A 14,877-nucleotide genomic window follows, 5' to 3' on the forward strand; every position below is an offset into this window, starting at 1 on the left:
TTGACGTTCATAATAAACAGATAATCATGGGGAGGTTGTACAGAATGCAAACGAAACGTGTACTTAAAGCGGGTGCGGGGGCTGTCGTGGCGCTTTCGCTGGTCGTGGCTTCCGCCTGCAGCAGCGGGGATGCCGGCAAGCAGAATAATACGGCGGCGCCGTCCGGACCGGTAGAAATTACGATGATGAACCAATATTTGACGGCGGAGCCGCCGAAGATGGACAGCGAGCCGATGAAGCTGCTGCAGCAATATACAAACACGAATTTGAAGGTGACTTGGGTGCCGAGCGCAAGCTACAGCGAGAAGGTTACGGCTTCCATTGCCGTTGCGAGCGATTTGCCGCAGCTGCTGCTCGTAAAGGACGACCGTAACCCGGCGATCATTGATGCCGCCCGCGCCGGCTTGTTCTGGGAGCTTGGGCCGTATTTGAAGGATTATCCGAATTTGAAAAGCTTGGACGCTACGCGCTTAAACAATATCTCGGTCGACGGCAAAGTGTACGGCGTATTCCGGTGGCGGGCGATGGGACGCAACGGCATCATTATCCGTAAGGACTGGCTCGACAACCTGGGGCTTCAGGAACCGAAAACGATCGACGAGCTGCTGAATGTGATCAAGGCGTTCACGTACAACGATCCGGATAAAAACGGCAAGAACGATACGTTCGGCATCTCGTTCGACTCCAACAGCGCGCAAATTTTTCACTTCTTGTCCGTGTTGGGGGCGCCGAACACTTGGGATTATAAGGACGGCAAAATGACGCCGGACTTTATGACGAAGCCGTACATCGACACGATGAAGATGCTCCAGCAAATGTTCAAGGACAAACTGTTCAACAGCGATTTCCCGGTAGTCAAGGATCGGACGGTGCTCGTCAACCAAGGGAAGGTCGGCGTATATATCGGCGCGCTTGACGATTTGAATGCAAGGTTTACTGATCTGTACAAAGCGAATCCGACGGCCAAGCTTGATACGGTTGCCAGCATCAGCGGTCCGACAGGCATCAAGATACAAGGCGGAACCGGATATAACAGCGTGTTCATGATTCCGAAGACAAGCGTGAAAACCGAAGCTGAGCTGAAGCAGGTGCTGTCGTTTATCGATAAGCTTGGCGACGAGAAGGTTCAGAACCTGATAACGTGGGGAATCGAAGGCAAGCACTACAAGCTGGAGAACGGCCAGGCGGTGCGGATCGATGAGCAAAAGTATACGGATGAAGTGTACAATACGCTGTTTCAAATGATGACGTTTGACGGCAGCAAGGCGCTCCCTGGCAAGCTCGATCCGAGCGTGGAGAAATATACGAAGCTCATTCAAGATAACGAGAAGTACGCCGTGCCGAATCCGGCGCAGCCGCTTCTGTCCAAAACGTATATGGAGAAGGGCAAACAGCTGGATCAGATCATTACCGATGCGAGAACCAAATTTATATTGGGAGAGCTGGACGAGGCCGGGTTCAATCAGGCGGTGGCCAACTGGCAGAAGCAGGGCGGCGACCAGGTCATGAACGAATATAAGACCGAATACGAAAAAACGCAAAAGAAGTAAAGGCTGCAAAAAGCTCCAAGACACCGTCCGGACAATTCCGGGCGGTGTTTAAACTTTCAAAACGTCATACCGGGCGGTTCTCCTGAATTGTATCGCTAATGATTATTTGATTTTATTCGTCCGGATGCGATAATCTAGTACAGATATCGAACCTCCATGAAGGAATGAGCATATGTGTTGAAGCTGAAGCTATCTCGTTATCAAGTTAAGCTGTTTACGTTATGCTTGCTGCTTGGCGCCATTCCTGTTGTGACGCTGGGCGTGTTCTCGTTTATGAAATCGTCTGCGCTGATCGAGAGCAAGGTGCTGAAGGGGAACGACCAGCTGCTTTTGCAAACGCAAACACAACTGGAAAACACGCTGAAGATTATAGACTTTTCGATTTTCCAGCTCAGTATTTCCCAGCAGGTGACGGATGTCCTCCGAGCTCCGATCGAGGCCAGAAATTATTCGTTAGTCGATAATTTGCTCGAGTCGATGCTGCGCATTCAAATTTACGAGCTGGGCATTCGTGATATGGAGCTGATCCATATGGATCAGCGTTGGATTATTAACAACAAGGGCTACACTAAGCTGGAGGAGCCGGTCAAACCCGTTTATTCGGCTTTGTTCGCCCAGTCGGATAAACCGATCAAGTGGGTGACTTTGCCGCCGAAAGATACAGAGAGCAATACGGCGCGCCCGGTCATTTATTTGGTCAAACGGTTCCCGAATTATGCCTCGCCCGCCGTCGCCATGCTGGTTACGCAAATGTCGACGCAGGAGCTATTTCGAACGCTCCCGAAGAGCGGCGAGCTCGGCTCCATCATGATATTGGACGACAAAGGAGCCGTTCTGGAGACGAATATGACGTTAGATGCCGAGAACACGGTGCGGGGGCTGCCTGTTATGGAAGACATACGGCATACTTCCCAGTCGAGCGGCTACTTAACGGGTCAGATCGGACAGGAGGAATTCGGGTTTACGTTCCGCAAGTCTCCTTATAACGGCTGGACGTACTTGTCCATCGTATCTCTTGACAGTATGAAAAGCGAATCCAAATCGATCGGATGGGCAACCTTCTGGGCTGGTATCGTGATCATCGTGCTGGTCATCTTGCTGTCTCTGAGCGGGACTAACAACTTGTACAGGCCGCTTAGATCTTTATACCAGAAGACGGCAAGTACGGAGGAAGCAACGGCAGGACAAGAGGACGGGCAGGATGAGTTTCAGGTTATCGAGCGGCGAATGAATCTCATGTCGCAGAGCTATCTGGACATAAGCAGCCACGTTCAGCAGCTCCGGCTCGAGCTGAAGCCGTACACGATGCTTAAGCTGGTTAAGGGCGAGCTGCCAGCGAAGCAGATTCCCGAGCAGCTGCAGCTGCCAGATCGGCAGAGGCATCCTGAATGGCTCGCGGTAGCGGCCATTCAGATCGGCTCGCTCGCAGGCACACGGTTCGGGGAAGGCGATCGGGAGCTGCTGTTATATGCTATAGGCAACATCGTAGAGGATACGATTCCGTCCGATCAGCGCTTGCATCCGATCGTCATGGATCAGTCGCAAATAACGGTGATCAGCGGTCGCAGCGATTCGATCGACGACTTCAAGCAATCGTTGTCCAGCCTGATCGAGCAGGTTCAAGAAAACGTGCTGACGTATCTCGGCATTCCGATCAGCGCGGGAATTAGCCGGCCGTATACGTCGTATGAAGAAACGCCCAAAGCGTATGCGGAAGGGCTGAACGCCCTGAAATACCGGATTACGAAGGAATCGGAATCGATTCTGTTTATCGAGGCCGAGGAGCCGGAAACTCAAATGGTGCTGTTTCCCGAGCACCTGGTGAAGCAGCTGGTCGAAGCGGTGAAATTTGCGGACGAGAAGCGCGCTCATCAGCTGCTGCGGGAGTTTCTGCAAATTTTGTCCAATCGCGAGCTAAGCCACAATCAGATGCAAAATTGGCTCATGAAGCTGCTGCTCGATTTATTCTACATCCCGGATCAGCCGAATGCGACATTCTCGCCTCTCGACAAGAAGAGCGCGCTGCCTTTGTATGAGCAGCTGAAGCGGCTGAATACGGTAGAGGAGATTGAGCAATGGTTCAAGGAGCAAATCATCCTGCCCATTATCGAGACGGAAGAGGACAACAAGGAAGCGCCGTTTCAAAAAATATCGAACGAAGTGATACGTATCATTCAGACGGAATACGACCGAGCTCTGACGTTGGAGGAGTGCGCGTCGCGGCTGAATTACCATTCCAGCTATCTACGGCGTGCGCTTAAGAAAAGCTTAAACGTTAATTTTACGGAATACTTGCTTGCTTATCGGATGGACATCGCCAAGAAATGGCTGACAGAGACGGAAATGAAGGTGGCGGATATTGCACAACGGCTGCAGTATAACAACCCGCAAAACTTTATCCGCTATTTCAAGAAGGCTACCGGCATGACGCCGGGACAATACAGAGGAAAGTGGCTCAGCGAGCAAAGCGGGGAGGAGCATGCGTAGCATGCGCTCTCCGCTTTGCTTTTGTTATGGGCCGCCTAAGCCATCAGCTGCCGTACGAGCCAGTCGAAGGAAGCTCGTCCGGACACCTCGTGCTTGCCGGGATGAATATCTTGTTCGAGGCGGCTATCGCAGCCCAGCACGCCGTATACGGTCCGGAGCCGCTTGATCGCCTTCATTGCGCCGGCTACGGGAAAGCCGGCATCCTCCAGTCCCGTTTCAATAAACAGCGGGCGAGGGGCGATCAGCCCGAACAAGTCCGGCATATCCGCATAGCTCAGCAGCTCCGGTATGTAATTATCGGAGCAATGAGGTTTGGCCAACAGACTGTCGCGATACGTGTTCGTGTACCCGCTGATGACCGCCGCGCGGATTCGTTCGTCCACAGCCGCCGTCAGCCCCATGACAAGACCGCCGCCGGAGAAGCCCATACAGCCGATTCGGTCTGCAGCGGCTTCCGGCCGCTCTTGCAAGTAATCTACGCAGCACATCATTTCGTGCACCCGATAGCCGGCCAATGTTCGGCCAATCATCAGCAGGTTTGTCGCCAGTCGAAAGCAGGACGTCTCCTTCGCTTCTTTGCCGGCGTCGTTCGCCGTCCGCCGGCTGCCGAGACCGAGCATCTCGGGGACGACGACGATACACCCGCGCCGCACCAGTTCAATCGGGTAGTCTTTGTAAATACCCGGTTCGCCGCTGCGGGTGCTTCCATCGGGGAGCAAGCCGACGAGCTCCTTGCTTCCGTAGCCGTGTCCGGGGCAGGCAATGACGGCCGCTGCGGGAGCCTTAAGCTTCTTCGGCTTCAGCACGTAGCAAGGCATCGTCAGGTGAGGGGCGGTTTCCAATTGAATGAGCTCGCGCACATAGTCGCCGCAATCCGTCTTTTCGAGCAGGACGGGGCTTAACGATGCCCGGCTCCGATCGGGCAAGGCGAGCTTTTGAACAAGAACTTCCTTTAGAGAGGCTCTCCATTCGCTCCACTGCTCTTGGTCGACGGCGCTGAAGCTGTACTTCGGCGGTTCACTGAATACCAATTGCTCAAGAAAGGCGTCGGGGTTCCACATCCGGTTCATTCTCCCTGTTCGATATAATGGCCGAGAGGATTGCACGCGGCTCGGCATCCTCTTTCATTGTACCGGCATCCCTCCGTACATGAAATAATCATTACAGGGACATTGCAAATCCCCTGCCGGCCTGACGATTGCCGCTTGGACAGCCTCTCGATAATCCTGAGATGACAGCGTAATAATCATGATAGAGAGGAGGGATCCGTCGGAAGCGGGAAGGGGGATGAGCAATTCGTAGCGGTCGACCACAAGCGCTACTCCGGCAACAGCCGGATACAAAATAGTAACCCAACTAATCAACCCGGAAAATGCACTTATAAAATAGCAGCTTAGTGAAAAGGAGGCTCTCATCAAGAAGCTTCCTTTTCATCATTTAGACAGACTTATGCTAACTAGGCAATGAGCAGAAGCGTTATCAGCTTGTAACGTTTTTTTCAACCTTAATGAATGTGGTGTCGATGCATTGAGCATATTATTACTTGACTATAGGAACTTCTTATACTATAGTAACCCTATCGGATTTAGACTTAACTGACTCGTCAGTTAATAGAAGGGGGCTTATGAAACTGTCATCACAATTGTACGAAGAACAGGCTCGCGAGCAGATTTTGATGGATACGGCTTTAGAGCTGTTTGCACGCAAGGGGTATCACAATACGAAGATTTCGGACGTGGTCAAAGCAGCGGGCGTGTCGCAGGGAACGTTTTATTGGTATTTTGAAGGCAAAGAGCAGATGGCGGTCCGATTGATCGAGAACGGCAGAGAGAAGCTGACCCAAGTCATTGAACAAGGCTATCGTAAGCATGCAGGCTCCGTGGACGATATGATCAGCTCTTCTGCAAGATTGTTGACGGATTTGTTCGAATTCGCCGACAGCAACCGGAATTTGATGGCATTTTTACTTATCAAAGGCCAAGGCGCAGACCCGTTAGTCCGGGAAGCGGTGTCGGAGACATGGATTGCCTTCGAGGAAGCGTTCAAGAGCAATGTAAACCGCGCCATCGAGCTGAAGATGCTCCCGCAGTTCACAGACGTATCGCTTCGAGTCAATATACTCGTTTCCTTAATAACAGGCGTTCTTACCAAGTGGTTGTTCGGACCTATGCACGATGTGGATTATACCTCCGCGTACTCGCCCTCGGAAATTGCCGAGGAAACGGCGCGATTCGAATTCCGGGGATTGTTAGGTTAACAAATACAATAACATATAGGGGTGTCAGAAGATGTCATTCAAGGTGAAACCAATACTTAAAGCTGTATCGCTGCTTACTATCGTCGGTCTGGTTTTAGCGGGTTGCGGAAAATCAGCCGGGCAGCCAGGGGCCAATCCTGCAGGAGACAATAAAAACACGCAAGCCGCATCTCCGGCTTCAGCGAACCTGCTTGAGCAAATCAAGAAAAACGGCAAAATCAAAGTCGGTTTGATGGGTACTTACGCTCCATACAACTTTTTGAATGACAAGAAGGAAGTGGACGGCTACGATGCCGACATTGCCAAGAATGTCGCTAAGAAGCTTGGTGTAGAGGCCGAATTCATTACCGGCGAATTTTCCGGGCTGATCGAAGGGCTGCAAAAGGAAAAGTACGACGTTCTGATAAGCCAGGTAACCATTACCGATGACCGCAAGAAAACAATGGATTTCTCCATTCCTTACATCAAGAACTCGATAAATGTCGTAGTAAAGAACGATAATACGGCCATTAAATCTGTTGACGATTTCAAAGGCAAAAAGATCGGGATCGGCCTAGGTACGAACGATGAGAAATATTTGCGTGAAGTCGCTATGCCGAAGGTCGGCAATTTTGAAATCGCCACGTACAACGATGTCATTACTTCCTTGACGGACCTGAACGTCGGAAGAATTGACGCGACTATCAACAATATGTTTGCCCTGAAGCCTCTGATCGAGAAAAACAAATTAAATATTAAAGCGGTCGGTGAGCCGATCAAGGAAGATTTCGCAGGGGTAGCTACCCGCAAAAACAATCCGGAATTGGTGGAGGCCGTCAACAAAGCCTTGAACGAAATGAAAACCGACGGAACGCTCAAGCAAATTCACCAGAAATGGTTTGGGGTCGATCCGAGCTTTTAAGCAATAATGCCTTAGGAGGCAGCATGAATGGAACTCGTTTTAGATAACATAGGCTATCTGCTCAAAGGCGCCTATTATACTTTGCTCATCACAGCCGTCTCGATGTTCTTCGGATTTTTTATCGCTCTGATCGTTGCTATCGCCCGTTTGAAAGGAAACGGGCTGATTCGCAATTTGGCGCGAGGATATGTTTCTATCATCCGGGGTACACCGATCATCGTACAAATTTTCATTATTTATTACGGACTGCCGGATTACGGTATTACGCTGGGACCGCTAACAGCGGCCTATATTTCACTAAGCATCAATATCGGAGCCTATCTGTCCGAGACATTCCGGGGTGCAATTCTGTCTGTGCCTAAAGGACAGACGGAAGCGGCTTTATCCTTGGGCTTGTCCCCTTGGCAAACGATGCGTAAGATTATTCTTCCGCAGGCGGCGCGAGTGGCGATTCCGCCCATGGGCAATACTTTTATAGGCATGCTGAAAGAGACATCGCTTGTTTCCATCGTGACGGTGACCGAGCTGCTGCGCTCAGCCCAGCTGCTTATTGCGCAATATTATGTCGCCATGCCTTTTTACATTGCGATTGCTCTCATGTACTGGCTGATGAGCATGTTCTTCTCCAACATTCTTGACCGCATCGAGAAAAAATTATCAAAGGCTTATTAAGGGTGTGTCAGTATGATAGAAATAAACCATCTTAGTAAACAATTCGATGCATTGACGGTGCTGCAGGATATTCATCTTCAAATTCGTCCGCAAGAAATTGTGGTCCTTCTGGGTCCCAGCGGTTCGGGGAAAAGCACGCTGCTTCGATGCCTGAACGGTCTTGAAGAGCCTACTTCAGGATCGATTCGCGTAGGCGATGTCCTGTGGGATGGCACAATGAAGCCTCAGGCGAAGAAGCAAGCCATTCGGGATATTCGCAGTTTAACCGGGATGGTGTTTCAGTCCTTTAATTTATTTCCGCATATGACCGTGCTGGAGAATGTAATTACCGCTCCCGTGACTGTGAAAAATATGCCCAAGGATCAGGCAATCGAGCTCGCCGAATCCTTATTGAGCAAAGTCGGCCTTGCGGAGAAGAAGCATGAGTATCCTTCCCGCCTCTCCGGCGGCCAGCAGCAAAGGGTTGCGATTGCCCGTTCGCTGGCGATGCAGCCGCAGATCATGCTGTTCGACGAGCCGACCTCCGCGCTCGATCCGGAATTGACCGGCGAGGTCCTGGCGGTAATGAAGCAGCTCGCTATCGAGGGCATGACGATGATAGTGGTTACGCACGAAATGAAATTTGCCCAAGAGGTGGCGAATCGGGTTATCTTTATGAGCGAAGGAGTCATCCAGGAGGAAGGAGCTCCGGATGAGTTTTTCGCCAAGCCGCAAACCGAGCGGGCTCGTAAATTTTTACGGCAGATGGCTCATGAGTCAGATTAACAAACGGAGATGGGACAGCCCAATCCGAAGGAGTTGAGATTGTGGTCCATATCGATCCGGATCATTTAACAAACATTGCAGAGCGAGCCCGATTGATTATGGAGAACGAACAGATCGACGCTCTGGTTGCTTCAAGCTGTGAAAACTTTTACTACCTTTCCGGTCACCAAAGCGCATTTATGTATACTTTGCGCATGAGCGAGGTGGCGCTTGCCGTCCTGTTTCGCGATCCGTCCCGTAAGACGATGCTGATCATGAATGATTTCGAAGCGGCCGGGGTTCCGAACGATTTGTCCCAATGCGAAGTACGAACATACCCTACCTGGGTGGATGTGGATGACCCGTTAGGTTTGATCGGCGAGAAGTTCGAGGGCAAACGGCCGGTTTCTCCCCAAGCCGAGGAAATGTTCGGGGTACTCAATCAAGTTCTTGAAGATTACGGAATTTCCCGCGGAAAAATCGCCGTCGAGCTAAACTCGATGCGATACCCGTCCGTCATGGCGCTGCGGAAGTCCTGTCCGGAAATAGCGGAGCTGGTGGAAGCCGGTCCTCTATTCACCAAGCTGCGCGCGATAAAAACGCCTTGGGAAATCAGTCAGCTGCGTAAGGCTTGCGATTATGCGGAGGCAGGTATCACTACCACGGTGCGTGAAATTGAGGTAGGCAGCTCCGCCGCGGAGATCGTGGAAGCTTTCCGCAAAGCCTTGCTGAAGAATCCGGATGGCTCGACCGCACGGTTTCATATGGTTTCCGTAGGAGCCAATTTTGCTCCGGCGCATGTATTCGATACCCGTCCGAGTGAACGAGGAGACCTCATTAAGTTTGACGTCGGCGTCGATGTGGCCGGATACGGCTCCGATATCGCCCGCACCTTCGTGCTAGGTCCTCCATCGGATATAGTGAAGCGGATCTACAGCGCATTAAGGGCGGGACACGACCGTCTGCTGCAGATGATCGAGCCGGGGATGCCGATGAAGAGAGCCTTTGAGGAGGTCATGATTCTGATTCGCTCCTCGGGCTTGGACAATTACAACCGCGGCCATCTCGGCCACAGCGCGGGTTTGAGCCTCGCCGCCGAAGAGGCGCCTTTCCTCAGTCCGTCCGAGGCCGCCGTATTTCAGCCGGGCATGGTCATTTGCCTGGAGACGCCGTACTACGGCCATGGTTTAGGCTCGATCATGATCGAGGATATGGTGCTGGTCACCGAGAATGGCTGCGAGAGGCTTAACCGGCTAACAACGGATCTAGTTTCGCTATAAAATCGCTGCGTTCTACCGCGGCTTCAATCTAGGGTAAAACAAACCTCTATCGGCGTCGATCCTCTGTCGGGATGGACTTCGATGGAGGTTTTTTTGGGACGTTTCCACGAAGATAATTTAATACAAATTGAAGGATATTTTAACTATATCCATCTTTGTTCACTCAAGATACAATGTGCTTATGATACTGAAGGGAGGTGGCTGCATGGTTATAGTTCAGCCTTTTGGACATGATCCGTAGGCAATCCGAATACTATTTTTCTCATTGTTGAAAACGCTTACTTTTCTTAGTTTGAGGTTAACGGATATGCAGTCAGCAGCACAGCCAATCCTCCAGCCGATGGAGATCCAAACAAAGAGGGATCGATGATGTTGACTTTCAAAGCATGGTTAAACAGCACAAGCTCCCGGCGCAAATCGTTTGCCTACCAAGCCTTCGTCGTTGCGCTAGGGCTTATGCTTGCCTTTCTTGCGTTTCTTCCGGGCAATCCCGTCAAAGCGGCCGGACCGATGGTGATGGACAGCTACGCAGGCCCCGTCACTCAGAACGAAATCAATTCGTTTAAAGCTTACGTGAACGACCTTCAGCCTGTCGTTTGGCCTAATACGACCCGAATGCAGACCGAATACGCCCAAGGCAAAAGCGGCGAAGCGATCAAAGCGATGGGACTCGTGTACGAATTGTCCGGCGATACGCAGATTTTGGACCGGATGATCTACTTCTGCGACGTGCTCTTATCGCAACGTAATGACCTGCTCGCCGCTCCTTACGGACAACGCACGGTGTGGACCAATACGATTGCTCCCGTATGGCCCGGCAACGAGACAGGCGTTGCGAGCGCGGATTCAGCCAACGGCGATCCGGTCGGACATCTTGCCGCTTGCGCCAAGTATATTTTGAAAACGCCTACAATCTGGAACACAACGGTTCCGATTGGCGATACGTTCGGCTACGGCGCTACGTACAAGCAGCGTGCGGATAAATTTTTAGCGGAAGCCGATTATGTTGCCAATAATTTCATCTTGTCGGACCTGCTTGACTTGTCCAATGGCAACAAGCAATATTTTTCGGCAGCATCTCCTTATATGACCGGCGGCGCGCTGCCTTGGAATCAGCAAATGATGATTAATTACGGCTTCCAAAATCTTGCCGAAGCCTATCAGCTTGTCGGCGGCAACTCGGCGAAGGTTGCCCAATACGACGGCATTGTGCAGACGAGCATGAACTGGTTTTTCAACGATAGCACGGTGAAGCAGACGTTAACGGGCCCTACCGGCAGAACGATTTACGACTGGGGCTACAACCCGGGGTTAATTACAGGTGAAGACAGCAGCCATGGAAGCCTGGATGCAGCCGGCTTTTACCGCGCTTATTTAAGCGGCCGTTACGGAATTACACCGGCGATGCTGCAGCCTATTGCCAACGCGTTCGTCGATGTGATGATCAAGGGACCGAATTATTTCGCGGGAAGGATTAACGGGACGGACGGCTCCGGCAACAGCGGTTCGACCTCTTACGCGAGAGCGGGATTCATTTTCATGTCGTCTTTGCGTCCGGATATGTATTATACGGTGGCCAACGCGAATGTGCCGAATTTCCAGACTACCGGCACCGACTCCTTCTCCAGAATGCTATGGGCCAAAAATTACCGGTACGTCAACGGCATTACCGACGTGCAGCAGCCGACGGCTCCGAGCAATTTGACAGCCCTGCCGGCGACGCCTACGCAAATTAATTTGAGCTGGACTGCATCTACGGATAATACAGGAGTATTCCTATATGACATTTACCGCGGAACGGTTCGGATCGCTTCTACCTCGGCCACTTCGTACAGCGATACAGGGCTGACTACTTCGACTTCCTACAGCTATACCATCAAAGCAAGAGACGCGGCGGGGAACATATCGCCTGTCAGCAATACGGCTGCGGCCACGACTCAGCCGACAGGCCCGACGACGAACCTGGCGTTGAACCGTACTTACAGCGCATCGTCCACCTGGAGCTTAACGTATAGTGCCGACAAAGCGTTTGACGGCAGCATGGGAACAAGATGGTCCGCTGCGAGCGGCTCGACGTCGAATCAATGGGTGACCATCGATTTTGGCGCTACTATTCCGTTCGATCGTGCCGTGATCAAGGAAGCAACATTTCAACGCGTTACCTCCTACAAGCTCCAATCGTCCAATGACGGCACTACGTTTACCGATATTGCCGGTACGGCAGGGACGACTATCGGTGCCAGCAAAACGATTGACTTCGCCGAAACGAACGCCCGTTACTTGAGAGTGCTCATCCCTACGGCAAGCGCCGTTCCGACGATTGATGAAATCGAAGCGTACCGTATTTACGGCAACCTTGCTTTAAACAAAGCTTATAATTCTTCCACTTCATGGAGCACGACTTATGCCGCGGACAAAGCGTTTGACGGCAGCACCTCTACCCGCTGGTCTTCAGCGCAGAACAGCTTCAACGATCAATGGCTTCAGGTTGATTTGGGCGCAGGCTCCGAGTTCAGCCGGGTTGTCATTAAAGAGACGTCTTTTCAGAGAGTAACGTCTTACAAGCTGCAGTCGTCCAATGACGGCACCACGTTCACGGATATCCCGGGCACAGCCGGTACGACGATCGGCACGAGCAAAACCATAACATTCCCTGCCGTGACATCCCAATATGTACGTCTGTACATCGGCACGGCCACCAACGAGCCGTCCATTAATGAAATGGAAGTGTACTACCAATAAGCAGAAAAAAAGGTTCGGGGGCATAAGCCTCCGAACCTTGCTTGTTGTGTTATAACCGGATCGTTACTCCGTCTTAAACTTCGACGCCGCCTCGGCAAGCTCCTTGGTCAAGGAGTCTATCGTCTCGACCATGCCGGCGAGCTGTTGCACCATGGCGGATTGCTCCTGCATCGTGGCGGTCACTTCCTCTACGGAGGCGGATACCTCCTCGCCGGTCGCGGACAAGCTTTGCGCGGACTCGAGCACCTCGTCCTTTTCCATCGCCATTCCGGATACATCGCCGGCCATGCCGGCAATCTGGTCTTTGATCTCGGAAATGTTCCGGAATATGGTCCGGAAAGCCTCGCTTGTCCGCTCCACATACTGATCCTGCAATGCGGCCAGCTTGCGGATTTCATCTACGCTGGCATTATTTTGACTGACGAACGAGAGGTTCTGCTGGATAATGCCGTGAATTTCGTTAGACTGCTTGGAGCTTTGCTCCGCCAGCTTGCGGATCTCGGTTGCAACGACAGCGAAGCCGCGGCCATGCTCGCCTGCTCTCGCCGCTTCGATCGAAGCGTTCAATGCCAGCAAATTCGTCTGATTGGCAATGTCCGCGATAGTACCTGTAATATTGCTGATTTGATTCGAGCTGTGCTGCAGATTGTGGGTAATCTCCGAAATCGTCTGGACTTCCTGTTCGTTGCTATTTTTGATTTGAATCAGTTGATTGACGACGTCCTCGCTCGAGTGGAATACCTCGGCAATGTGCTCCGCCCGTTCCCGAATCGACTCCGCTTTCTCGGTAAGAAAGCCGAATTGTTCGCCGAAGCTGTAGAACTTCTCAACAATCTGTCCGGTATCGTGAGCTTGCGATTCCATGGCATTCGCGATTTCCGTGCTCGTAGTCGTAGTCTCGGCAATGGAGACGGCGGTTTGCTTGGCAGAATGGTCCAGCTCGTCAGTGCTCTGATTCAACACATGAATCGAGTTGTTCATATTGGTAATCAGCATCTTTTGCTGATGGATCATCGTATGGAAGCTGTCGGCCAGCTGCTTCATTTCGCTTGAATACTTACCGGTTGCCCTTACTGTCAAATCCCCTTGAGCCAGCTGTTTGAACGCTTGAGTCAATCTGACGATCGGGCTCGTGATATATCGGGAAAGGAGCAGTCCGATTACCATGGCCGAGATCAGGGCAATGACGGTAATCAGGATAACCCGGTTCATCATGCTGTACATCGGCTGATTGATGTCCTCGTACGTGTCTGACACTACGACGACCCAGTCGGATGACGGAATTTTCGTATAACGGATATAGGAGTCGCCTGCTTCTATATCGCCTTGGATGATATCGTCTGTTGCTTTTTGCGCCAAGAATGCCTTCAAGCCATCCGCTTCCACTTGTTTACCGATTTGACTTGGATCTAACGAATGATACAAGGTAATGCCGGACCGGCTCATAATGGTTACGTAACCATGTTCATTAATTCGGATGCCTTCCAATTTGGACGTGAAAAATTGACTGTTAACCGTCGCGATGTAGACGCCTAGCACCTTACCGGATTTATCGAAAATAGGCTGGGCGAAGGGTACGACCAGTTTGCTGCTGCTGCGTGACACGACTGCATCGCTAATAAAACGCTTTCCTTTAACGGCTTCTTGAAAATACTCCCTGTCGGCCATACTCGCTTTGATCACGTTCTCGTCCGTACTGGCGACGACGACTCCCTTGGAATCCAACACGGCAAACAATTCGGTGTCGGGCGCCCCCTTGAGGCTCGCTGCCAACGTTTCGTTCGCTTTAACCCAAATCGCATTATCCCTAGAGAAAAAGGCGTTATCATTGCTCTGCATCGCCTCGCGGGTTGTCAGCAGGTCACTGAATGTGGTGTGAGCCGATGCGAGATAGACCGATTGCTCCTGCAATTGCACGGCTGTCCACAAGCCTTCGCCGATCCGGTCGCCGCTTGATGCCATGTTGTCTTTGGCCTCGCTCATGATAAGTCGGCTTCCGAAATTGTACACCGACATGCTCGTGCCGAGCAGCGCTGCGACTACCAGCAGACTAATAAAAAGAGGAAGCTTTACTTTCAGCGATACGTTGCTCATTCGATGGATCCAATTCCTGTTGTTAGTCATGCTGTTCTCTCTCCCAAGATGGTTTATAGTTCTAACGGATTATATCGGCATCCAGGACATGTACTTTGAGAGGAGGGACTGAGGTAATACTTTGAAAAACTTGGATTAAAATGGTGTTTA

Annotated in this window: 11 protein-coding genes; 8 read left to right on the forward strand and 3 right to left on the reverse strand. The window is 51.5% G+C overall.

Annotation, left to right across the window (positions count from 1 at the left end):
- Positions 1-44 precede the first annotated feature (44 nt).
- Both ACFQ88_RS37350 and ACFQ88_RS37355 read left to right on the forward strand, forming a co-directional pair.
- On the forward strand, positions 45-1,550 hold the full coding sequence (locus ACFQ88_RS37350; protein ID WP_379462755.1) for an extracellular solute-binding protein: 1,506 nt from the start codon (positions 45-47) through the stop codon (positions 1,548-1,550).
- 177 nt (positions 1,551-1,727) lie between these two features.
- Positions 1,728-4,037 (forward strand): helix-turn-helix domain-containing protein, encoded by a 2,310-nt coding sequence (locus ACFQ88_RS37355; protein WP_379462757.1) that lies wholly within the window; start codon positions 1,728-1,730, stop codon positions 4,035-4,037.
- Positions 4,038-4,072: 35 nt separating this feature from the next.
- Here ACFQ88_RS37355 and ACFQ88_RS37360 read toward each other — a convergent pair whose 3' ends face one another.
- Positions 4,073-5,098, reverse strand: coding sequence for an alpha/beta hydrolase family protein (locus tag ACFQ88_RS37360; RefSeq protein ID WP_379462759.1), 1,026 nt, complete (start codon positions 5,096-5,098; stop codon positions 4,073-4,075).
- 63 nt (positions 5,099-5,161) lie between these two features.
- The gene (locus ACFQ88_RS37365) at positions 5,162-5,452 is read right to left on the reverse strand and encodes a hypothetical protein (RefSeq protein WP_379462761.1); all 291 of its coding nucleotides are present in this window, start codon (positions 5,450-5,452) and stop codon (positions 5,162-5,164) included.
- 260 nt (positions 5,453-5,712) lie between these two features.
- On the opposite strand from ACFQ88_RS37365, the gene ACFQ88_RS37370 reads away from it, so the two are divergent.
- The 6 genes from ACFQ88_RS37370 (at position 5,713) to ACFQ88_RS37395 (ending at position 12,633) form a co-directional block, all read left to right on the forward strand.
- Complete coding sequence (locus ACFQ88_RS37370) at positions 5,713-6,294, forward strand: TetR/AcrR family transcriptional regulator (protein ID WP_379462857.1); 582 nt, start codon at positions 5,713-5,715, stop codon at positions 6,292-6,294.
- 31 nt (positions 6,295-6,325) lie between these two features.
- A complete protein-coding gene (locus ACFQ88_RS37375) occupies positions 6,326-7,195 on the forward strand; it encodes a transporter substrate-binding domain-containing protein (protein WP_239629328.1) in 870 nt (289 codons plus the stop codon).
- A gap of 27 nt (positions 7,196-7,222) precedes the next feature.
- Positions 7,223-7,867: an amino acid ABC transporter permease gene (locus tag ACFQ88_RS37380; protein ID WP_239629326.1), complete on the forward strand. Its 645-nt coding sequence runs from the start codon at positions 7,223-7,225 to the stop codon at positions 7,865-7,867.
- A 12-nt stretch (positions 7,868-7,879) separates the two neighbouring features.
- Positions 7,880-8,632: an amino acid ABC transporter ATP-binding protein gene (locus ACFQ88_RS37385; protein WP_379462764.1), complete on the forward strand. Its 753-nt coding sequence runs from the start codon at positions 7,880-7,882 to the stop codon at positions 8,630-8,632.
- 41 nt (positions 8,633-8,673) lie between these two features.
- A complete protein-coding gene (locus ACFQ88_RS37390) occupies positions 8,674-9,891 on the forward strand; it encodes a M24 family metallopeptidase (protein WP_379462766.1) in 1,218 nt (405 codons plus the stop codon).
- Positions 9,892-10,260: 369 nt separating this feature from the next.
- Positions 10,261-12,633, forward strand: coding sequence for a discoidin domain-containing protein (locus tag ACFQ88_RS37395; RefSeq protein ID WP_379462768.1), 2,373 nt, complete (start codon positions 10,261-10,263; stop codon positions 12,631-12,633).
- A gap of 63 nt (positions 12,634-12,696) precedes the next feature.
- Here ACFQ88_RS37395 and ACFQ88_RS37400 read toward each other — a convergent pair whose 3' ends face one another.
- Positions 12,697-14,757 (reverse strand): methyl-accepting chemotaxis protein, encoded by a 2,061-nt coding sequence (locus ACFQ88_RS37400; RefSeq protein WP_379462770.1) that lies wholly within the window; start codon positions 14,755-14,757, stop codon positions 12,697-12,699.
- Between the last annotated feature and the right edge of the window lie 120 nt (positions 14,758-14,877).

The organism is Paenibacillus sp. NPDC056579 (genome assembly GCF_042793215.1).
Classification (GTDB): domain Bacteria; phylum Bacillota; class Bacilli; order Paenibacillales; family NBRC-103111; genus Paenibacillus_S.

Bases quoted from the DNA above. Each gene is read 5' to 3' on its own strand.
- ACFQ88_RS37380 (WP_239629326.1), top strand. From the start codon at position 7,223: ATGGAACTCGTTTTAGATAACATAGGCTATCTGCTCAAAGGCGCCTAT.
- ACFQ88_RS37395 (WP_379462768.1), top strand. From the start codon at position 10,261: ATGTTGACTTTCAAAGCATGGTTAAACAGCACAAGCTCCCGGCGCAAA.
- ACFQ88_RS37385 (WP_379462764.1), top strand. From the start codon at position 7,880: ATGATAGAAATAAACCATCTTAGTAAACAATTCGATGCATTGACGGTG.
- ACFQ88_RS37375 (WP_239629328.1), top strand. From the start codon at position 6,326: ATGTCATTCAAGGTGAAACCAATACTTAAAGCTGTATCGCTGCTTACT.
- ACFQ88_RS37365 (WP_379462761.1), bottom strand. From the start codon at position 5,452: ATGAGAGCCTCCTTTTCACTAAGCTGCTATTTTATAAGTGCATTTTCC.
- ACFQ88_RS37350 (WP_379462755.1), top strand. From the start codon at position 45: ATGCAAACGAAACGTGTACTTAAAGCGGGTGCGGGGGCTGTCGTGGCG.
- ACFQ88_RS37400 (WP_379462770.1), bottom strand. From the start codon at position 14,757: ATGACTAACAACAGGAATTGGATCCATCGAATGAGCAACGTATCGCTG.
- ACFQ88_RS37360 (WP_379462759.1), bottom strand. From the start codon at position 5,098: ATGTGGAACCCCGACGCCTTTCTTGAGCAATTGGTATTCAGTGAACCG.
- ACFQ88_RS37370 (WP_379462857.1), top strand. From the start codon at position 5,713: ATGGATACGGCTTTAGAGCTGTTTGCACGCAAGGGGTATCACAATACG.